Consider the following 18,267-nt stretch of genomic DNA (forward strand, 5'->3'; position numbering starts at 1 on the left):
TGGCGCAATGGACGTATGAGCACACCCCCCGCCGGAGAGGCGGCCGACGCGCTGCCCGACCAGCTTCCCGACGTCGCGCCGCGCCTGCGCGAACTGCGCCGCGGCCGCCGGCTCACCCTGGAGGCCGCGGCCCGGCGGGCGGGGCTCTCCCCCGCCCATCTCTCCCGGCTGGAGACGGGCCGCAGACAGCCCTCCCTGCCCATGCTGCTGGGACTGGCCCGGATCTACGGGACGACCATCTCCGAACTGCTCGGCGAGGCGCCCCCGGAGCGCGAGCCGATCGTCCGGGCCGGCCGTACCGAACCCGTCGAGGCCGACGGATGGACGTACCACCAGGCGGGCGGCCCCGGCCGCGCCATGCAGCCGCTGCGGCTCCGGGTGCCGTACGGGGCGCAGGGCGACCTGGTCCGCGTACACCCCGGTGAGGAGTGGCTGTACGTCCTCGACGGCCGGCTCCGGCTGAGCCTGGGCGGCAGCCTGCATCTGCTCGGCCCCGGGGACAGTGCGCACTTCGACTCGCTCACCCCGCACCGCATCGCGGCGGCCGGCCCCGAGGGGGCCGAGCTGCTCTTCGTCCACACCCTGCTCCAGAGCCCGGCCGCCGACCTGTGCCTCGGCGACCCGGCCCACCGTGTCTGACCCGCTGAGAGAGGCCCCCGTCATGTCGGAGACAGAGCAGCCGGTGCCTCACGAGGGAGCGCCGGAACATGTGATGGACGAGGAGAAGAAGTTCCCGCGCGGGCTGGTGATCCGGCTCTTCGCCTATCTGGTCGCCGGTCATATCTTCGCGGCCTTCCTCTATCTCCTCTTCCACCTCGGGGCCCAGGGGCAGTGACGGCCCGGCCGCGACGGAGCACCGGCGGCCTCAGCCCTCGTCCAGGAGGCGGCCGCGCAGCCGTTCGCGGGTCCCGGGCATGAGGCCGAGGCCGTCGGACAGATAGCGGTCGGTGGAGCCCCAGGTCCTTCCGATGGCCTCGAACGCGGCGGCGAGATAGCCGGCGCGGGCGTCGAAGAGCGGGCTCAGCAGCGCCGACGCCTCATCCGACACCGCGGCGGGCGTGCTGACGGCGCGGCGGAAGAGGTAACGGCGGTGCGGGTCGTTCGACGTGAGGTAGTCCGCCTCGATCGCCTCCGGCTCCACCCCGACCGCGAGCAGCACCACGGCCACCGAGATACCGGCGCGGTCCTTGCCCGCCGCACAGTGCAGCAGTGCGGGGAGGCTGTCCTCCGCGAGTGCGTGCAGCAGACGGCTGTGCTCCGCCGCGCGCTCCGTGACGATCGCGCCGTACGAGCGGATCATCCGGGCCGCGGCTCTGCCGTCCCCGAGGAGCGCGCGGAGCTGGTCGAGGTCGCCGTGCCGGACCATCCGCCAGAACTCGGCGCCGTCGGCCGGGTCGGAGAGCGGGATGTTCACATGACGTACGCCCGCCAGCGCCACGTCCGCGCCGTCCAGCCTCAGATCGGCCGAGTTGCGGAAGTCGAAGATCGTGTGCAGACCCAGGCCGGTGAGGAAGGCGGCGTCCTCGACGGTGGCGTGGGCGAGATGCCCGCTGCGGTAGAGCGCGCCGTACCGCACCCGCCGTCCGTCCACGGTCGGAAGGCCGCCGACATCACGGAAGTTGCGTACTCCGGACAGCTCGGGCTCGGTGGACGGGACCTGCGGCGACTGCTGCGTCACGGCTGCTCCTGCGGGTCTGCCGTCGGCGCCGATCGCCGGCGGAGTCGGCCCCCGACCCTACGACATCCCCTGGCGCGCCGGTCGGTTCGGCGGAACGGCGGGCAAGCGTCCGCGTACGGAGCGGGCACACGGGGAGAAAACGCCCAAACAGCCCGCTGTCCGTATTGACTGATTCCGCATAACCTGCCCCGGTCGCGGGGGAGATGGGTGGCGCCCCGTGAGCAGGATCATATCCGTGACGTTCCGTGGTGACGGCGCGAAAGGGAAAGGCCCCCTCGAAAGGGAATTGGAGGGGGGACTCCACGCAGGGTGACGGGCGATCTTCCGCCGGCAGGACAGGTACGCAGCCGATGGAAAAGGGTGGCTTGTTCCGGCCGTCCCACTCGCCTACGTTCACCCTCAATCCGAGCGGAACGCCGAATCCTGCCGCCGCCTCGGGGACACCATCCACCCATTCACGCGTGGCAGGAGCGGGGGAACCAGGTAGTACGCCGTTCCGGTGCTCCGGCACCAGGGACGGCTCGGGGTGAAGTCGCGCACCACGCGCGGCCGGGCAGCTCCAGCCCGAACCCGACAGCTCACCTCGTAGGCGCCGGAGAGGAATTCGCCATGCCCGCGAAGGGTAAGCACCGCCGCCCGAGGACCAATCCGTTCTCGCGCGGATTCATCGCCGCAGGAACGGGCGGCGCCGCCATCGCGCTGCCGCTCATCGGCGCCACCGGCGCGCACGCCGCGCAGCAGGCCGCACCCGCCGCCGCTCCGCAGACCGCGCCGACCACCGCGCAGAACCTGTCCGCCGCCCCGCAGGGAGGCGCCGCGACGCAGGTCACCCGCTCCGAGGGCACCAGCGTCCACACGTACGCGGTGGTCGCCGGTGACTACCTCTCCAAGATCGCCGACGAGCAGAACGTACAGGGCGGCTGGCAGCGCCTGTACGAGGACAACCGCCAGGCCGTCGGCGCCGACCCCGGGCTGATCCACCCCGGCCTGAAGCTCACCATCGGCGGCAAGGGCGCGAGCGCCCGCTCGGAGGCGCCCGCCGCCTCGAAGCCGTCGAAGCCGTCGAAGACCGAGTCGTCGAAGCCGAAGTCGTCCACGTCGTCGAAGGCGCCCTCGTCCGGCACGTCCTCCTCCACGCCGGCCAAGAAGGCGGCGCCCGCCGCGGAACCGGCCGCGCGCAGCAGCGCGTCCGGCTTCACCCTGCCGGTCGACGGCGTCGGGGTCGGTACGGCGTACCGCGCCGCGGGCGGAAGCTGGTCCAGCGGCTACCACACCGGTGTGGACTTCGTGGCCTCCACCGGCACCACCGTGAAGGCGGTCGGCGCGGGCACCGTCGTGACCGCGGGCAACGGCGGCTCGTACGGCAACCAGATCGTCATCCGGCACGAGAACGGCCTGTACTCCCAGTACGCCCACCTCTCCTCCCTCTCCGTCTCGGCCGGCCAGAGCGTCACCACGGGCCAGCAGATCGGACTCTCCGGGGCCACCGGAAACGTGACCGGGCCGCACCTGCACTTCGAGATCCGCACGGGACCGGAGTACGGCTCGGACATCGACCCGCTGGCCTTCCTCCGGCAGAACGGCGTCTCCATCTGACCCGTCCGGCGAACACCGCGACACCCGCGTTTCCCGTGCGGCCCGGCACCGAATGTGCCGGGCCGCACGGCTTTTCGCTATTCCCACTTGAAAGAAAATTGACCGATGGTCTTTCTCACCCCACGTCAACCCCCGCCTACGGTCGCGTAGGTCACATGACCGGGTGGAAAATACCCTGCTGTGGCAGACGATTCGAGAGCAAGAAGAGACAAGATATTCGGGTCGTACGCGGCGATCGGTGACAGCTTCACGGAGGGCGTGGGAGATCCAGGACCCGACGGGCTGTTCGTCGGCTGGGCGGACCGGCTCGCGGTCCTGCTCGCCGACCAGTTTCCGGTCTCCGGTGCGACGGCCGACCCCGTCCACGGCGACTTCCGCTACGCCAACCTCGCCGTACGCGGCCGGCTCCTCGACCAGATCGTCGCGGAGCAGATCCCCCGGGCCAAAAAGCTCGCCCCTGACCTGGTGACCTTCTGCGCGGGCGGCAACGACATCATCCGCCCCGGCACCGACCCCGACGATGTCGCCGAGCGCTTCGAGCGGGCCGTCGCCGACCTCACCGGCGCCGTCGGCACGGTCATGCTGGCCACCGGCTTCGACACCCGCCGCGTGCCCGTCCTGCGCCATCTGCGCGGCAAGATCGCCACGTTCAACGAACACACACGGGCCATCGCCGACCGCTACGGCTGCCCCGTCCTCGACCTCTGGTCCTTCAGGACCGTCCAGGACCGGCGGGCCTGGGACGGCGACCGGTTGCATCTGTCGGCCGAGGGCCACACCCGGGTCGCGCTGCGCGCCGGGCAGGTGCTGGGCGTCGACGTACCCGCCGACCCGGACCAGCCCTGGCCGCCGCTGCCCCCGCGCGGCACGCTCGAAGTACGGCGCGACGACATCCACTGGGCCCGCGAGTACCTGGTGCCCTGGATCGGACGGAGGCTGCGCGGCGCCTCCTCCGGCGACCACATCGAGGCGAAGAGGCCGGACCTGCTGCCCCTGAAGCACTGACACGGCCCGGATCCCGGGCGGCGGGGGCGGCCCCGCGTGACCTCACGCCCCCGCCGGGATCCGCTCCAGCACCCCGCCGGCGAAGACGTCGTACAGCGGCAGCGTCTCCAGATGGACATAGCCGATATGGCAGTCGCACACCGCCAGCGGACAGGCCCGCGGCGCGAGCGCGCGCCGGTACGAGCCGTCGTAGAGACGGCCCAGCTCGGCGCGGACGAAGTGGCAGCGCCGTACCGTACCCTCGCCGTCCACCGAGATCACCGACTCGCCCGTCCGGCACGGCAGCCCGGCCGAGCGGTGCGGATGGCGGCTGTACGGGAAGAGCGGATCCAGCTCCGTCCACCGCGCCGCCTCCTCGTCCGTGTACGCGTGCCCCTCGGCCGCGTTGATCCAGAGATAGACGTGCGGGGGCAGCTCGGCGCGCAGCCGGCGCGCGTGCTCCAGATGCGCGTCGAGGCCGACGACCCCCACACTGAACCGGATCCCGCGCTCCGCCAGCTCGTGGGTCCTGGTCAGGAAGCGGTCGTACGGCGTCTGCCCCGGGTGGTACGTGCACCACAGGGCGAGCTTCGCGGGGTCGGCGTCCGCCAGCCCGTTCGTACGGAAGCTGAGATTCGTCTGGATGGCCACCCGGCGGATGTGCGGCAGCAGCGACAGCTCGGTGAGCGCCCGCCGGTACCAGGAGCGGACCATCCCCTCGCCCCACGGCGTGAACAGCACGGAGAGCCGGTCGTCCGTGGCGGCGGCCGCCCACGCGGTGAACCGCTCCAGGGCCGCCCGGTCGGCGCGCAGCAGCTCCGGGCCGTCCCGCCGCTTGGCGAACGGGCAGTACGGACAGTCGTAGTCGCAGGAGGCGAGCGGTCCGCGGTAGAGGATCGTCAGGTCCATGGGGCTCCCTTCGGGGCGTCGGTCCGCTTCGGCGGCGGCTCGGGCCGCCGCCTCGGCGGGCTATTTCGAGGCGTAGGCGGCCATCGCGGCCCGCACGGCGGGCGAGAACAGCGCCGGGCCCAGCGCGTCGGAGTGCGCGAGACCTTCGGGGGAGAGCCGCAGCAGCCCGGGGCCCGCACCGCTGTCCAGCCAGCCGAGTCCGGCGAACCGGTCCAGCTCGGCCCCGAAGTCCTCGGCCGGATCGGCGCCGAAGCGCGCGCGGTACTCCGCCACCGCCATGCCCCGGGCCTGGAGCAGCGACTGGAGCAGATGGCGGCGGCGCGCCTCGTCCCCGTCGACCCGGTGGCCCACCTCGGCGCGGGAGAAGTCCTCCGTCCGCGTGTAGGCGTCGATGATGGCCCGTATCGCGCGCATGTCGACGGCGTAGTCGAAGGAGTAGTGCAGGCGGGAGGTGTACGAGCGGGCCCCGCAGCCCAGGCCGATCATGCCGTCGGTCTGGCACGCGTAGTCGTCGGCGCCCTGGGGCGGCGCGTCCCGGCGGCGGAACATCCGCATGGACACCTGCTCGTACCCCTCGGCGAGGAGATGGTCGCGGCCCTGCCGGTAGAGACCCAGCCGCTGGCGGTCCCACCGGGCGTCGCTGCCAGCACCGAGCTTGCCGAGGCCCGTGAGCGGCCGTACGTACAGGGGGTAGAGATACAGCTCCTCGGGGAGCCAGGCGAGCGCCGCGTCCAGCGAGCGGCGCCAGGTCGCCGGGGTCTGGCCGTCGATGCCGTAGATGAGATCGATGTTGAGGACGGGGATCCGGGCGTCCCTGATCCGGCCGAGGGCGGCCTCGACCTCCGCGCGGCGCTGCGGGCGCACGGCGGCCCGCGCCTCCGCGTCCACGAAGCTTTGGACCCCGATGCTCAGCCGGGTCGCGCCCCGCTCGGCGAGAACGGCCAGCCGGTCGGCGGTGGCGGTCGCGGGGGAAGTCTCGACGGAGAGCGGGACGGCGCGCAGATCGGCGCCCATCCGCTTCTCGGCCAGGTCGCAGAGCCGCTCCAGTTCAGCCGCGTCCAGATAGGTGGGCGTACCGCCGCCGAAGGCCGCGGCGGCGAACCGCACCGGCCCCTCCCCGCCCCCGCCGGCGTCCAGCGCGTCGCGTACCGCCGTCGCCTGCCGGTCCAGCGCGTCCAGATAGCGCGTCGTCAGCTCCCCGGGCGCGCCGATCCGCGTGAAGAGATTGCAGAAACCACAGCGGACCTCGCAGAACGGGATGTGCAGATAGAGGGAGAGCGCGTCCTTGCGCTCAGTGGCCCACTCGGCGGCCAGCGCCGGACGGTCGTCGAGCGGGCGGTACGCCGTCTTGTGCGGATAGGCGTAGACGTAACTCTCGTACGGACGCGGCGTGGTCGCCGGGGCCGTGGGTGACGGCGCGGTGGTCATGGGGTGCTCCCGTACTCAAGGAAGAAGTGGGCGTACGGCACCGTCCAGACGGACGGGTGGCCCAGCCGGTGGCCGCTCCAGCCGTCGTCCCCGTAGGCGGTGCCGTGGTCGGAGCAGACGATCGCGAAACACCGGCGGCGGCTGCTCGCGGCGGCGAAGAGCCGGCCGATGTGCCGGTCGACATATTCGAGCGCGGCGGCGTGTGTGGCCCGGGTGTCACCCGCCTTCTCGGTGGCGCCCGGCCGGTGGAACCAGTTGGGCTGGTGCAGCGCCGACACATTGACGAAGAGGAAGAGCCGCCGCTCCCGGTCGAGGCCGGCGACGACCCGCTCGGCGCGGGCGATCTGCGCCTCGAAGGAGACCGGGGACGCCACGCCGAACTCCGGCTCCCAGTGGCTCTCCTGGAACAGTCCTGGCAGGACCGAGCCGAGCGCGCCCCGCCGGTTGAAGAAGCCGACCCCGCCGATACAGACCGTGCGGTAACCGGCCGCGGCGAGGCCCGAGACCAGGTCCGGCGTGTCGTAGACGAACGTCCTGGCGGCCGTCGACTCGCTGCCGCCGAAGCGCGCGGCGAACAGCCGGGGGTGCGGCCCCTGGGCGGCCGGGGTCGGCAGAAAACCGGCGAAGATCGCCTGGTGCGAGGCGTAGGTGAAGCTGCCCGGGGAGTGCCGCTCCTCCCAGCGGCCGGCCGGCAGATGGCGGGCGAGATGCGGGATACGGCCCGCCGCGGCCAGCTCGCACGCCACGTCGAAGCGCAGCGTGTCGAGCGTGACGAGCAGCAGGTCGTCGCGCCCGACCACCTCGTTCATGTCGGGCGGGGGGACGGCCCCGGGCGCCTCGGGGCGGGGGGATGTCATACGGGATCTCCGCACGGCCGGTGGGCCGCGGCACGGCCGGCCCGGCGGGGCAGGGCCGCGAGCTGCGCCGCATAGGTGTCCAGGCCGGCGGCCTCGCGTTCCGGCAGTCCGCCGAGGCCGGGCAGCAGGTCGCCGAAGGCGTTCACCTCGGCGACGGCGTACCGCAGCCAGCCCGGCTCCGGCATCAGGTCCACCCCCACGCAGTGGGTCGCCGGGAAGCAGGCCGCCGCCGCCTCGCACAGGGCGAGAACGGTGGAGAAGCTGCCGCCCGCCGCGTCGACCGTGGAGCGGACCGCGTCGAGATCGCCCCGGGCCCCGCCGAGATGGAGGTTGGTCATGGGCGAGGCACTGGTACGGACGACCGCGTGCGTGGCGCGGCCCGCGACCACCACCACGCGCAGATCGGCCGCGCGGCCCTGCTGCGTCCCCTTGGACACCCACTGCTCGATGTGCAGCCCGTCCGGTGCGAGGGTGTCGATGATCGCCGCCACCTCGCGCTCGGCCGTGTAGCGGCGCACCCGCAGGGAGTTGAAGAGGCGGCCCGCGCCGTCCAGCTCCACGGAGGTGATCGCGCTCACCCGGCCGGGGCCCGCGATCCGCACGGCGAGCACCCCGGAGGCCGAGGAACCGTGGGCGATCTTGACGAAGGCCCGGCGCAGCCCGGCCCCCGCCATCCGGGCCCGTACGTCGTCCCAGCCCGACACGGCGGGCGCCGCCGCGCCCGAGGTGGGCGACAGGGGGACCGGCACCCCCGCCTGGTCCAGTTCCCGGTGGGTGAGGCGCTTGTCGAAGAGGACCGCCAGCTCGTCCGGGTCGTCGAGGAGTTCGGCCCCGGCGTCCGTGGCCGCCCGGCCCAGGTCACGGGCGGCCGCCGTGAACCGTTCGTACCAGCGGCCCGTGCCCTCGACCCGGGTCTGGTCGTCCGTGCCGCGCAGCAGCCGGTCCACCTCGGCGTCCTCGCCGGGGGAGTCGATCCGTACGGTCTCCCCGGCGCCGAACGCGGCCCGGCCGCGCAGCACATCGAGCCAGCCGACCTCCCGGGCCGGTGCCAGCCCGGCGGCCAGGACCGCGTCCTGGAGCAGGGACAGGCGGCGGTTTCCGGGGATTCCCACCACGGTCAGTCGTGGCGTTCGGTGCCGGCCGGCGGTGAAGGAAGGCATCGGTTACTCCGCCACCGCCACGTAGCGGTGCTCGATGTCGTCCCAGTCCTCCGCCTCCTCGACCTCGGAGAGGTCGACCTCCACCCCGGCGGCGCCGAGGGTGGCGAGCAGCCGCTCCCGCACCGGCTCGCTCACGAAGTGGTGGTGCAGGTCGAGCTTCTTGAGGTGGGTGAGCGGCTGGCCTTCGAGGAGGGCTTGCGCGCCCTCGTCGCCGAGAGTGCCCATGGAGAGGTCCAGACTCTCCAGCCGGGCCACCACAGGGGCGCCGGCCAGCGCGACAGCTATCTCGTCCTGGATGACGCTGTTGCGCAGCGCCAGATGGCGCAGCCGAGGGAGCCGGGAGCCGGTCAGGACGGGCGCCAGGTCGGCCACGGTGGCGTCCGCGCCGTAGCCGTCCGAGCCGAGCCAGAGGTCCAGGGACTCCAGCGCGGGCAGGTCGCTCGCACCGATGCCCCGCACCACGTCGGCGCCGAGGCCGCCCGTCTCGATCCTGAGCGAGCGCAGCCGCTCGTGCCGTACGGCGGGGAAGTCCAGGCCGTTGCCGCCCCGCGACCCGAACTCCTCCAGCTCAGGGAAGGCGTCCAGCAGCGGGGTGAGCAGTCCCTGGTTGATCCAGGAGATCTCGCAGTCCGTGAACGTCATGTCACCGATGAACAGGGCCCGCAGGCCGGGCAGCCGGTGACGCGCCGCGACCAGCGCCGACACGACCGGTTCAGGGTCCGATTCGTACGCGTCGCTCCACGAACCGACGATCAGCGCCCGGACGCCGGTGGTGTCGACGCTCGCCGTGAAGCGGGCGAACGCCTCCTCCCACGACTCCGACGATTCGTACGAACCGACCGAGATCCGCCACGCCACCGAGTCCGGGTCCGGCAGCTCCTCGGTCGCACCGGGTTCGGGGAACCTGTACACGGGCAGGCCGTACAGCTCCTGCAGGTAGTGATTGACGGTCATGACGAACGCTCCAGACACCGGCGGGCAGTGATCGGCTGATGTGGAGAAGTTCTACCAAGCGCCACTGACAACTCCGGCCGGCGGGGCGATGCCGGTCGGCGGGGCGGGGTCCGCCTCACCAACCGGGCGGGCGCACCGTGCCCATCACGCGGGTCACCGTGATCTCGATGACCACGCGCTCGGGGTTGGGGCGCGGCGGCCGGCAATGCTCGGCGTAGCGCCGTTCGGCCTCGGTGACGGACCGCGGGTCGTTCTTGACCAGCGCGGTGCCTTCGAGGGTGCACCAACGGCGCCCCTCGACCTGGCTGACCGCGACCGTCACGCCCGGGGCCCGCCGCCCGGACGTTGCGGACCTTCCTGCTTCCGGCGCCGCTGATGATGCGCGCGATGCCGGCCTCGGGATCGAAGGTGACACCCACGGGGACGAGATGCTGACTGCCGTCCGGGCGCTGGGTGGCGAGGAAGCAGATCCGGCGTTCCTGTCAGAATCGGGCATCCTCCGCCCCGGGCGGAGGTACGTCGATGGTCATGGTGGTCCTTCGTCGAGCGGGGTGAACCTCGTGGGTCGGGAGCAGCGGCGGATGGCGGCAGCGGTCGGCCATGGCGAGCGGTCGGCCATGGCGAGCGGCCGGCGGGCCTCGCGGAGGTGGCGCGGCATGTGGGCTGGTGGCGGCCGTACGAAACGAACACGCGGGTAGAGGTGCCCAAACTCCGCGCCGGAGCCGGACGGTGCCCACGGCACCTACTGGCTGCGGGTGCCGCCCACGGTCCGCTCGACGAGAGAGGGCGTGGCCTGGACGTTCGGCCTCGAAGCGGAGGCGTACGTACCGATACGCCGGACCCGAGCCGGGGCCCGCGCCGGAAGGGGGTCGCCCTGCCCGGGCGGGGCGAAGCCGCAGAGCCCCGGGTGCGGGAGCCCCGGGGCTCAGATCTCCGGACCTGCCCCGGGGGTCATACCCGGGCCGCGAGCAACTCGTCCCGGCCGATCAGGGCCTCGCTGCCCTCGGCCGTACAGGCGTAGGCACCGGCGACCGCGCCCAGCGCCGCGCTCTGTTCGAGATCCAGGCCCGCGAGGCGCCCGTACAGGAATCCGCAGACGTACGCGTCGCCCGCGCCGTTGGAGTCCACCACCGGCGCGGGCGGGACGGTCGCGCGCACCGGGCGCGGGGTGCGTCCGCCGTCGCGGGTCATCAGGTACGAGCCGCCCGCGCCCGCCGTCGCGACCACCGCCTCGGCCCGCCCCTCGCGCAGGATCTCCCGCATCACCGAGGCGATCCGCTCACCCGCCCCGGCCGCGCTGAGGAAGACCAGATCGGAGCGGAAGGCGAACTCCCGGTGGTAGTCGTCGAGTCCGTCCCAGTCGTGCAGATCGGTCGAGACCGGGACCGCGAGCGCTTCGAGGTCGTCGAAGAGGTGGCGGGTGAAGTCGGTGATCGAGAGATGGACGTGGCGGGCGCGCCGCAGATGCGGCAGATAGAACTCGCGCGGCATCCGCAGACCTTCGGGGTCCCTGGCGTCGTGGAAGGACATCCTGCGGCCGGTCCTGTCCACGAGATTGACCGCGCGCCGGGTTCCTTCCGGCGAGATCAGCGTCTCGAAGTCCACATCGCCGGCGGCGAGCCGGTCCCTGACCTGTACGCCGGTCCAGTCGTCTCCTATGTAGTCGAGGAACTTGACGTTCAGCCCCAAGTTCCGGCAGCCCAGAGCCACATTGCCACCCGTGTGGCCGGGCCATTCACGGATCGGCCCCACCGGGACGGAATCGGCGAGCGGCACCGGCAGCGAATCGACCCGGACGACGGTATCCACCCCGCTGCCCCCGACGACCAGCACGTCGTGGCGGAACTGGTCGCTCTGATCGGTCTGCGGCTGCGTCACAGTCTCCCTTTCACGGTCCGGACGGTCCGACCGTCCCCCAGTATGGCCGTACCGCACGCCCCGGCGAAGGGACCGCCCCCGCCGCCCCGGCCCCCGCCGCCCCGCGGTCGCCCTCCGCTGTCCGTGATCGTCCGGCACGCTCCGGGAGATCACATGAATCGGGGGCATGAGACGGGAATCCCCGGGGCAGTGACGAACGTTGGACGGGCGTACGCGGCAGGGGGTGGGAGTGATCGATTCCGGTCATTTCGCCCCGCACCGATGAATGCTCCCGGCCATAATGGGACAACACCGAACCTCCAGGAGGTGCTGTGACAGGCGCTGGTTCCCCCCCTTCGTTGCGCTCCCGGCTGCGCTCGCTGCGACCCGCGGCCTTCGGGGCCGACTCGGCGGGGGAGAGGCTGGAGCGGATCCACCGCTCGCCGAACTTCGCCGACGGGGTGTTCCAGAACCCCGTGGGGGCCAGGACCAGACCGTCCGGGGCCTCGGGGATCGAGTTCGCGAAGATCTACTTCCAGAAGGAGGCACGGGCCCGGCGCTCCCCGATCGGCACCATCCCCGTGCATCCCACGACCCTCGCCGACCTGGCCGCGCCCCCGGCCTCGGGCCTGCGGCTCACCTGGATGGGGCATTCGAGCGTCCTCGCCGAGATCGACGGCCGGCGGGTCCTCTTCGACCCGGTGTGGGGTGAGCGCTGCTCGCCGTTCTCCTTCGCGGGTCCGAAGCGGCTGCACCCCGTCCCCGTACCGCTCGCCGCGCTCGGTCCGGTGGACGTCGTCGTGATCTCCCACGACCACTACGACCATCTCGACCTGCCCACGATCCGTGCCCTCGCCTCCACCGACACCCTCTTCGCCGTGCCGCTCGGGGTCGGAGCCCACTTGGAGGGCTGGGGCGTGCCCGCGTCCCGGCTGCGCGAGCTGGACTGGAACGAGTCCACCGAGGTCGCCGGTATCCGTCTCACCGCCACCCCCGCCCGTCATTTCTGCGGGCGTGGTCTGCGCAACCAGCAGCACACCCTCTGGGCGTCCTGGGTCGTGGCGGGGCCCGAGCACCGGATCTACCACAGCGGCGACACCGGCTACTTCCCGGGTTTCACGGAGATCGGCGCCGAGCACGGCCCCTTCGACGCCACGATGATCCAGGTCGGCGCGTACAGCGAGTACTGGCCCAAGAACCACACGGAACATACGCCGCTGCCCGGCGCGTGGCCAGACATTCACATGTCGCCCGCTCAGGGGGTTCAGGCGCACCTTGACCTGCAGGGCGGCCGGCCGCGTGGTGCGTTGATGCCGATTCACTGGGGCACGTTCAACCTGGCGCCGCATGCGTGGGCGGAGCCGGGGGAGTGGATCAAGGATGTGGCTGAGGAGGTAGGGCAGCCGGTGGGGTTCCCTCGTCCGGGTGAGCCGTTCGAACCGGCAGGGGAGCTTCCGTCGGATGCCTGGTGGCGTGCGGTGTCGGCGCCGATTGCGTGTCCGTGGCGTCGTCCGAAGGTGACGGGTCTGGCGCCGGTGCACCGGGAGGAAGTCGACCTTGCGGGCGAGCGGTGACGGGGGGCAAGGGGGATTTAAGGTGTACTGACCCGTGAGGTTAGGGACGCGGCTGGCGGGTGGTTGCCCCTTGAGCGCGGTGTGTCCGCGGTGGTGATTGTAGGTGTGCAGCCAGGCAGGGTAGGTGTCGCGTCGCTCGGCCTCGGTCCGGTAGGGCTGGGCGCGGGCCCATTCGTCCAGCAAGGTGCGGTTGAACCGCTTGACCTTGCCGTTGGTCTGGGGCCGGTAGGGACGTGTCCGTTTGTGTGAAATACCCTGCCCAGCAAGGGCGTTGCGCCAAGCGTGTGATTTGTAGCAGGCGCCGTTGTCGGTCAGGACGCGTTCGACGGTGATCCCGGCCCGGGCGAAGAAGGCGTGGGCCCGCTGCCAGAAGCCGACGGCGGTCTCCTTCTTCTCGTCGGTGAGAATCTCGCTGTAGGCGAGGCGGGAGTGATCGTCGACGGCGTTGTGGAGATAGCTGTAGCCGACGCCGGAGCGGGTCTTGCGGCCCGCCTGGCGTCCGAGGGTCTTGTGCCCGCCGCCGTCGGGGATGTTGCCGAGCTTTCTGATGTCGACGTGCACCAGTTCGCCGGGCTTCTCGCGCTCGTAGCGGCGTATGACGCGGCCGGTGGCCCGGTCCAGGTGGGTCAGGCGGGCAAGCTTGTAGCGGGTCAGGATCCGGTGGACGGTCGCCGGGTTCAGCCCGAGCAGGTAGGCGATGCGGGCCGGTCCCCAGCGCCGCAGGACCCGGACCTTGATGATGCGCCGCTCGGTGCGCGTCGGCGTCCGGTACGGGCTGGTGTGGGGGCGTGAGGACTGGTCGCACATGCCTGCCTCGCCGTGTTCCCGGTAGCGGCCGGCCCATCGCCGGGCCGTCGTGGGTGAGACCTGGAAGCGTTCGGCGGCCCGGCGCAGGGTCCAGCCGTCCTCGACGACGCAGCGGGCCAGGCGCAGTCGTCCGGTCTCGGTCAGGGGTGCGTTACGGTGGGGCACGAGGGCCTTTCGGTCGGTGTAGACGTCGCAATCCACACCGAACCCGGAAGGCCCTCGCTCGTTCAAGATCACCCCACCGTGAAACCTGTCACCAACCTCCGTGGACAGAACAACTAGGACCCCATACCGAGATGCGCTCCACCGGCGACGTCGAGAGAGACGCCGGTGATGTACCGGTTGGCCCGGTCCGTGAGGAAGCCGATCGCGTTGGCGACCTCGGCCGGTTCGGCGAAGCGTCGCATGGGGAGCTGCGCGGCGCGAGCGTCGCGTGCTGCCTGCGCGGAGCCGGACTGGTCGGCGAGCAGCGTCCACATCGGCGTGTTCACCGGTCCGGGGTTGACGGTGTTGACCGAGATCCCGTCCGGTCCGAGGATCTTGGCCATCGACCACATGATGTGCAGCACGGCGATCTTGCTGGCGTTGTACGGCAGGTAGTCGATCCGCGCTTCCTTGGCCGCGACCGACGACAGCAGCAGAATGGTGCCCTTCGTGCCGCTGCCCCGCATGAGGTTCGCGACCTCGCGCGTGATGGTGAACGTGCCCGTGGCGTTGATGCGCATGGTGCGCTCGAACTCCTCGGTCGTGGTCGCCAGCGGATCGGGGGTGCCGCCGAGCACCCCCGCGGCGTGGACGAGGACGTCGATGCGGCCGTGCTCGGCGACAATCCGGCGCACCACTTCGGCGGTCTGCTGCTCGTCGGTGACGTCGAGTTCGGAGAAGCCGGCGATGTCCTGCCCGTCGAGCGGTGCGAGGTCCGCCCCGACGACGATGTCCCCGCGCGCCTTCAGCGCGTCGACGACGGCCGCGCCGATGCCGCCGCTGGAGCCGGTGACCAGGGCGACCTGGGGCAGCGGCGCTACTGCACTGCTTTGCTGGACCACGTGCGTCCCTCCTGCTCCTCGGTGGGCAGGCCTGCCGCCGCGAGGATCTTGTCGAGTAGCTGCTGGGTCTTGACCGCTTCCCATCCGGAGGTCAGCGGCTGCTGCCGGTCCTGAACGCGGTCGAGGAAGTGGCGGACCGCGTCGGCGAAGCCGAAGGCCTCGGTCGCGGTCGCCCAGCCGAACGCCTCCGGGCTCATCGACCGGACGGTGCGGACGCCGTCCGCCGTCACCGCGACGGTGTCGGGGGCGATGACCTCCGCCGAGCGCAGCTGCCCGTAGGCGTCGAGCTTCTCACCCCACGCGCCGGCGGCTCGGGCCGCGACCAGCAGGCCGGTGTTCCCGGTCGAAAACCGGATGAGGGCGGCCGTGCCGTCCTCCTCCCAGGGGTCGGTTCCGGCGGCCGCGCTGGTGACCGCGACGACGTCTCCGCCGCAGAACCAGCGGAGGAGGTCCACCATGTGGATCGCGTTCTCGAACGTGGCCCGGTACTCGGAGCCGGCGCGGTTCTTCTGCGCGATGCAGAAAGACGCTCCGGCCGCACCGAACGCTTCCCGCGCAGCGACGTACACGGGCGCGAACCGCCGGTTCAGGCCGACCATCAGGATACGGCCGTGCTCGTCGGCGAGCTCCGCGAGGCGGACCGAGTCGGAGGTCGAGGTGGCGAGGGGCTTCTCGCAGAACACGTCGATGCCGGCGCGGAGGGCGCTCTCGACGGCCGCGACGTGCTCGGAGCGGGGAGTGAGCACGAAGACGGCGTCGAGCTCTTCGGCGTCGAGCATTGCGTCGACCGTGCGGTACACGTTCGCGAACCCCCACCGACGCTGCAGCGGGCTCGGGTCCTCGCGCCGCGACACCAGGGCGCGCAACTCGACGTCGTCGCGCTGGACAAGGGTGGGCAGCTGCGCGATGCTGGCGATGTTGCCGGCGCCAACCACGCCGACGCGCACTGCGGTCACGAGCGGACCTCGGCGTCCTGGGCGGTCGCCTCGAGATCGAGCTGCCGCAGCAGCGTACGGAGGTGCTCGGCGCCGCGACGGAATCCGATCTCGGGGGCGTCGAGATCCTGCGGATGCCACCGGTACTCGTATTCGAGCGAGAGCACGTCGTCGTAGCCGACCTCGCGGAGGCGCCGGAGGATGGGCGACCAGGCGAGGACGCCGTCGCCGACGACGCGCGAGATGACGGCGCGTTCCTCGGCGTGCACGCGCGCCGTCTCGGACGCGACGAACGGGGCGTTCGAGTCCTTGAAGACAAGGTCCTTGACGTGCACGTGGCCGATGAGATCGCCCTGGACGGCGAAGGCGTCGTCGACGTCCTCGTCGTGGGTGAAGGTGAGGTTCGCCTGGTCGTATAGGACGCGGACGGCGGGCGAGTCGACCGCGCGGATGAGCTTGGCGGTGTCGCGCGCGGTCTGCGTCATGGTGCCGAAGTGGTTCTCGGCGCAGAGCACGACGCCTGCGTCCGCCGCCGGGCCGGAGAGCTCCTGGAACGAGCGGACGAGCTGCGTCCAGTGCGCGGCGTGGTCCTGCTGGCCCGGCTGCCACGCGCCGGAATAGACTCGTATGCGGTTCGCGCCGACCGCGTGGGCGATGTCGATGGCCGACCGCAGCTCGTCGACGGCTGCTCCGCGCATACGCTGGTCGGTCGCGTTGATGGCGGTCGTGTACGGCGTGAGCCCGATGACGGGGATGCCTTCGCCGTCGGCGACGCGTGCCGCTTCCGCCGCTGCCGCGGCACCGCCGATGGGCAGGCCGCTCGTGTAGTCGTCCTGGTAGATCACCTCGGCGGCATCCAGGCCGGCTCGGGCGAAGAGTTTGAGCGCTTCGGGAACGGTGTAATCGGGGGTGCCGAGGGTGTGACCGGCGATCTTCATGAGGGTGTCTCCGAGGCATTCGGGGTCGAGTGGGTGTGCCAGTCGTGGGGGCCGACGAGGCGCGGGGGATCGACGACCCGCGAGCGGTCGACGAACTCGAGGATGAGTCCCCAAGCGGTGCGGGCGTATACCCACCGGTTCCCGGCGACAGCGGGGCTGTCGCCGGCGACCTCCTTGCGCGCACCGAGGATCTCGACGCCCCGGAGGTCGGCGACTGCGGCGACGACGTCGTCGACGTCGTCGACGACGAAGCAGAGGTGGTGCCCGCCCGCATCGCTGGCGCGCGGGAACACGGGGGAGCGGTCCTCGCTCCACCACTGGAACAGCTCCACGTTCAGGTTCGGCGGCAGCCGGAGCATGCGCAGCTCCAGGTGCGCGTCCGCGGGCACGCCGAAGTGCTCCGGCATGACCGCGGCATCGGGTCCGCGGGTGGAGCGATAGAGCTCTTCGGCGCCGAGAAGAACGGTGAACAGGCGGGTGGCGTCGTCGAGGTCGGGGACGGTGAAGGCCACGTGGTCCACGTATTGCAGACCGGGAAGGCGACCGGGGTTCGGATTCATGAGCGGAGTTCCTGGGTGGAGGAGCGGATGAGAAGCGATGGCTCGAGCACGACGTGGCCGGGCGGGCCGCCGGCGATGAGGGCCTCGCCGAGTTCGATGGCGATCCGTCCGAGGTCGGTGATTGGTTGTCGGACACTGGTCAACCGGGGGTTGAACTGGGCGCCGAGGTCGAGGCCGTCGAAGCCGACCACCGACAGGTCGGCGGGCACGGTCAGTCCGCGCGAGCCGAGCTCGGAGATCATGGCGAACGCGATGAGGTCGTTGGAGGCGATCACCGCCGTCGGGCGGATCGGTTCCCGCATCCAGTGGTCCACGATCCCCGGCCCCGGATCGGCGCCGGGCGCCGCCTCCAGGACCACGGGCGGGAGGGCGTGACGCTCGGCGGCGTGGTGGTAGGCGTCCCAGCGATCCTGGGCGGTGTACGTGCCGACGATCCCCGGGGCGTAGGCGATGTTCGCGTGGCCGAGACCAAGGAGGTGGTCGAAGGCGAGGTCGACGCCCCGGGCGCTGTCGACAGTGACAGTGGGCACGGCGGGGTCGTCTTCGACCCGGTCGATGACGACAACCCGGTTCGGAAACGCGTACCGGCGGAGCGCCTCAAGGTTGACCCGGGTTGAGGGGGCGACAATACCGAAGGGGGAGTACATGGACTGCATCGCGCTCACGTAGTCGGCGGTCTGCCCGGTGTCGCCGTCGGTGATGCAGAGCATCAGCTGGTAGCCGCGTGCTTCGGCGGCGGCGGCGGTCGTGCGCGCCAGCTCGGCGAAGAACGGATTGGTCATGTCCGGAACGATCAGCGGGATGAGGTTGCTCGAGCCGCGGCGGAGAGCCTGCGCGAGGGGGTTCATCGAATACCCGAGCTCGGCTGCGACACGCAGCACGTGTTCCCGGGTCGCCGCGCGCACGGCATCCGGCTTCGAGAACGCGCGCGACACGGTCGAGCGGTGCACGCCGGCCGCCTCGGCGACGTCGTCGATGCTCACC

The 18,267-nt window shown here is 71.7% G+C and carries 17 protein-coding genes, 3 pseudogenes and 1 riboswitch; of the genes and pseudogenes, 6 read left to right on the forward strand and 14 right to left on the reverse strand.

Features of this window, described 5'->3' with window-relative positions; all coding sequences use genetic code 11:
• The first annotated feature begins 15 nt into the window (after positions 1–15).
• Together ACIQ7D_RS02490 and ACIQ7D_RS02495 are read left to right on the forward strand one after the other, a co-directional pair.
• A complete protein-coding gene (locus tag ACIQ7D_RS02490) occupies positions 16–639 on the forward strand; it encodes a helix-turn-helix domain-containing protein (protein ID WP_403932697.1) in 624 nt (207 codons plus the stop codon).
• Positions 640–661: 22 nt separating this feature from the next.
• Positions 662–835: a DUF6126 family protein gene (locus tag ACIQ7D_RS02495; RefSeq protein WP_403932700.1), complete on the forward strand. Its 174-nt coding sequence runs from the start codon at positions 662–664 to the stop codon at positions 833–835.
• A 30-nt stretch (positions 836–865) separates the two neighbouring features.
• Here ACIQ7D_RS02495 and ACIQ7D_RS02500 read toward each other — a convergent pair whose 3' ends face one another.
• Positions 866–1,678 (reverse strand): tyrosine-protein phosphatase, encoded by an 813-nt coding sequence (locus ACIQ7D_RS02500; protein WP_403932703.1) that lies wholly within the window; start codon positions 1,676–1,678, stop codon positions 866–868.
• Positions 1,679–2,116: 438 nt separating this feature from the next.
• A riboswitch (cyclic di-AMP (ydaO/yuaA leader) is annotated at positions 2,117–2,283 on the forward strand.
• A gap of 4 nt (positions 2,284–2,287) precedes the next feature.
• On the opposite strand from ACIQ7D_RS02500, the gene ACIQ7D_RS02505 reads away from it, so the two are divergent.
• Together ACIQ7D_RS02505 and ACIQ7D_RS02510 are read left to right on the forward strand one after the other, a co-directional pair.
• A complete protein-coding gene (locus tag ACIQ7D_RS02505) occupies positions 2,288–3,274 on the forward strand; it encodes a peptidoglycan DD-metalloendopeptidase family protein (protein ID WP_403932706.1) in 987 nt (328 codons plus the stop codon).
• A 180-nt stretch (positions 3,275–3,454) separates the two neighbouring features.
• Positions 3,455–4,279: an SGNH/GDSL hydrolase family protein gene (locus ACIQ7D_RS02510; RefSeq protein ID WP_403932710.1), complete on the forward strand. Its 825-nt coding sequence runs from the start codon at positions 3,455–3,457 to the stop codon at positions 4,277–4,279.
• Positions 4,280–4,321: 42 nt separating this feature from the next.
• On the opposite strand, the gene ACIQ7D_RS02515 is transcribed toward ACIQ7D_RS02510, so the two are convergent.
• The 6 genes and pseudogenes from ACIQ7D_RS02515 to ACIQ7D_RS02540 form a co-directional block, all read right to left on the reverse strand.
• The gene (locus ACIQ7D_RS02515) at positions 4,322–5,167 is read right to left on the reverse strand and encodes an STM4011 family radical SAM protein (RefSeq protein WP_403932713.1); all 846 of its coding nucleotides are present in this window, start codon (positions 5,165–5,167) and stop codon (positions 4,322–4,324) included.
• Positions 5,168–5,227: 60 nt separating this feature from the next.
• Positions 5,228–6,595 carry an STM4012 family radical SAM protein gene (locus ACIQ7D_RS02520; protein ID WP_403932716.1) on the reverse strand — a complete coding sequence of 456 codons (1,368 nt, stop codon included), beginning with the start codon at positions 6,593–6,595 and terminating at the stop codon, positions 5,228–5,230.
• Positions 6,592–7,404: an STM4013/SEN3800 family hydrolase gene (locus ACIQ7D_RS02525; RefSeq protein ID WP_403933787.1), complete on the reverse strand. Its 813-nt coding sequence runs from the start codon at positions 7,402–7,404 to the stop codon at positions 6,592–6,594. Before ACIQ7D_RS02525 ends, ACIQ7D_RS02520 begins: the two co-directional genes overlap by 4 nt.
• 44 nt (positions 7,405–7,448) lie before the next feature.
• Positions 7,449–8,612: an STM4014 family protein gene (locus tag ACIQ7D_RS02530; RefSeq protein WP_403932719.1), complete on the reverse strand. Its 1,164-nt coding sequence runs from the start codon at positions 8,610–8,612 to the stop codon at positions 7,449–7,451.
• A gap of 3 nt (positions 8,613–8,615) precedes the next feature.
• On the reverse strand, positions 8,616–9,566 hold the full coding sequence (locus ACIQ7D_RS02535; RefSeq protein WP_403932722.1) for an STM4015 family protein: 951 nt from the start codon (positions 9,564–9,566) through the stop codon (positions 8,616–8,618).
• Positions 9,567–9,681: 115 nt separating this feature from the next.
• Positions 9,682–10,036, reverse strand: a pseudogene (locus tag ACIQ7D_RS02540) (pyridoxamine 5'-phosphate oxidase family protein).
• A 237-nt stretch (positions 10,037–10,273) separates the two neighbouring features.
• On the opposite strand from ACIQ7D_RS02540, the pseudogene ACIQ7D_RS02545 reads away from it, so the two are divergent.
• Positions 10,274–10,408: pseudogene (locus tag ACIQ7D_RS02545) on the forward strand (DUF6745 domain-containing protein); the annotation flags it as partial.
• 109 nt (positions 10,409–10,517) lie between these two features.
• Here the strand turns inward: ACIQ7D_RS02545 and ACIQ7D_RS02550 are convergent.
• Complete coding sequence (locus ACIQ7D_RS02550; protein WP_403933788.1) at positions 10,518–11,396, reverse strand: carbohydrate kinase family protein; 879 nt, start codon at positions 11,394–11,396, stop codon at positions 10,518–10,520.
• Between the two features lie 359 nt (positions 11,397–11,755).
• On the opposite strand from ACIQ7D_RS02550, the gene ACIQ7D_RS02555 reads away from it, so the two are divergent.
• Entirely contained in the window at positions 11,756–12,997 is a 1,242-nt protein-coding gene (locus ACIQ7D_RS02555) for an MBL fold metallo-hydrolase (RefSeq protein ID WP_403932725.1), read from the forward strand.
• Between the two features lie 21 nt (positions 12,998–13,018).
• Here the strand turns inward: ACIQ7D_RS02555 and ACIQ7D_RS02560 are convergent.
• The 6 genes and pseudogenes from ACIQ7D_RS02560 to ACIQ7D_RS02585 all read right to left on the reverse strand — a co-directional run.
• A pseudogene (locus ACIQ7D_RS02560) lies at positions 13,019–13,969 on the reverse strand (IS481 family transposase); the annotation flags it as partial.
• A 113-nt stretch (positions 13,970–14,082) separates the two neighbouring features.
• A complete protein-coding gene (locus tag ACIQ7D_RS02565; RefSeq protein WP_403932728.1) occupies positions 14,083–14,850 on the reverse strand; it encodes an SDR family NAD(P)-dependent oxidoreductase in 768 nt (255 codons plus the stop codon).
• Positions 14,826–15,797, reverse strand: a complete 972-nt coding sequence (locus ACIQ7D_RS02570) for a Gfo/Idh/MocA family protein (RefSeq protein ID WP_403932731.1) — start codon at positions 15,795–15,797, stop codon at positions 14,826–14,828. Before ACIQ7D_RS02570 ends, ACIQ7D_RS02565 begins: the two co-directional genes overlap by 25 nt.
• Positions 15,798–15,802: 5 nt before the next feature.
• Entirely contained in the window at positions 15,803–16,723 is a 921-nt protein-coding gene (locus tag ACIQ7D_RS02575) for a sugar phosphate isomerase/epimerase family protein (RefSeq protein WP_403932734.1), read from the reverse strand.
• Positions 16,720–17,283 (reverse strand): VOC family protein, encoded by a 564-nt coding sequence (locus ACIQ7D_RS02580; protein WP_403932737.1) that lies wholly within the window; start codon positions 17,281–17,283, stop codon positions 16,720–16,722. The genes ACIQ7D_RS02575 and ACIQ7D_RS02580 overlap by 4 nt, the downstream gene beginning before the upstream one ends.
• On the reverse strand, positions 17,280–18,266 hold the full coding sequence (locus tag ACIQ7D_RS02585; protein WP_403932740.1) for a LacI family DNA-binding transcriptional regulator: 987 nt from the start codon (positions 18,264–18,266) through the stop codon (positions 17,280–17,282). The genes ACIQ7D_RS02580 and ACIQ7D_RS02585 overlap by 4 nt, the downstream gene beginning before the upstream one ends.
• Between the last annotated feature and the right edge of the window lies 1 nt (position 18,267).

This window comes from Streptomyces sp. NPDC096310, from assembly GCF_044763125.1.
In the GTDB taxonomy this organism is placed as follows: Bacteria; Actinomycetota; Actinomycetes; order Streptomycetales; family Streptomycetaceae; genus Streptomyces.

What these genes read in the sequence shown, in the direction of transcription:
- ACIQ7D_RS02530 (WP_403932719.1), bottom strand. Translation starts at nt 8,612, where the DNA reads ATGCCTTCCTTCACCGCCGGCCGGCACCGAACGCCACGACTGACCGTG.
- ACIQ7D_RS02505 (WP_403932706.1), top strand. Translation starts at nt 2,288, where the DNA reads ATGCCCGCGAAGGGTAAGCACCGCCGCCCGAGGACCAATCCGTTCTCG.
- ACIQ7D_RS02495 (WP_403932700.1), top strand. Translation starts at nt 662, where the DNA reads ATGTCGGAGACAGAGCAGCCGGTGCCTCACGAGGGAGCGCCGGAACAT.
- ACIQ7D_RS02575 (WP_403932734.1), bottom strand. Translation starts at nt 16,723, where the DNA reads ATGAAGATCGCCGGTCACACCCTCGGCACCCCCGATTACACCGTTCCC.
- ACIQ7D_RS02490 (WP_403932697.1), top strand. Translation starts at nt 16, where the DNA reads ATGAGCACACCCCCCGCCGGAGAGGCGGCCGACGCGCTGCCCGACCAG.
- ACIQ7D_RS02535 (WP_403932722.1), bottom strand. Translation starts at nt 9,566, where the DNA reads ATGACCGTCAATCACTACCTGCAGGAGCTGTACGGCCTGCCCGTGTAC.
- ACIQ7D_RS02520 (WP_403932716.1), bottom strand. Translation starts at nt 6,595, where the DNA reads ATGACCACCGCGCCGTCACCCACGGCCCCGGCGACCACGCCGCGTCCG.
- ACIQ7D_RS02580 (WP_403932737.1), bottom strand. Translation starts at nt 17,283, where the DNA reads ATGAATCCGAACCCCGGTCGCCTTCCCGGTCTGCAATACGTGGACCAC.
- ACIQ7D_RS02525 (WP_403933787.1), bottom strand. Translation starts at nt 7,404, where the DNA reads ATGAACGAGGTGGTCGGGCGCGACGACCTGCTGCTCGTCACGCTCGAC.
- ACIQ7D_RS02515 (WP_403932713.1), bottom strand. Translation starts at nt 5,167, where the DNA reads ATGGACCTGACGATCCTCTACCGCGGACCGCTCGCCTCCTGCGACTAC.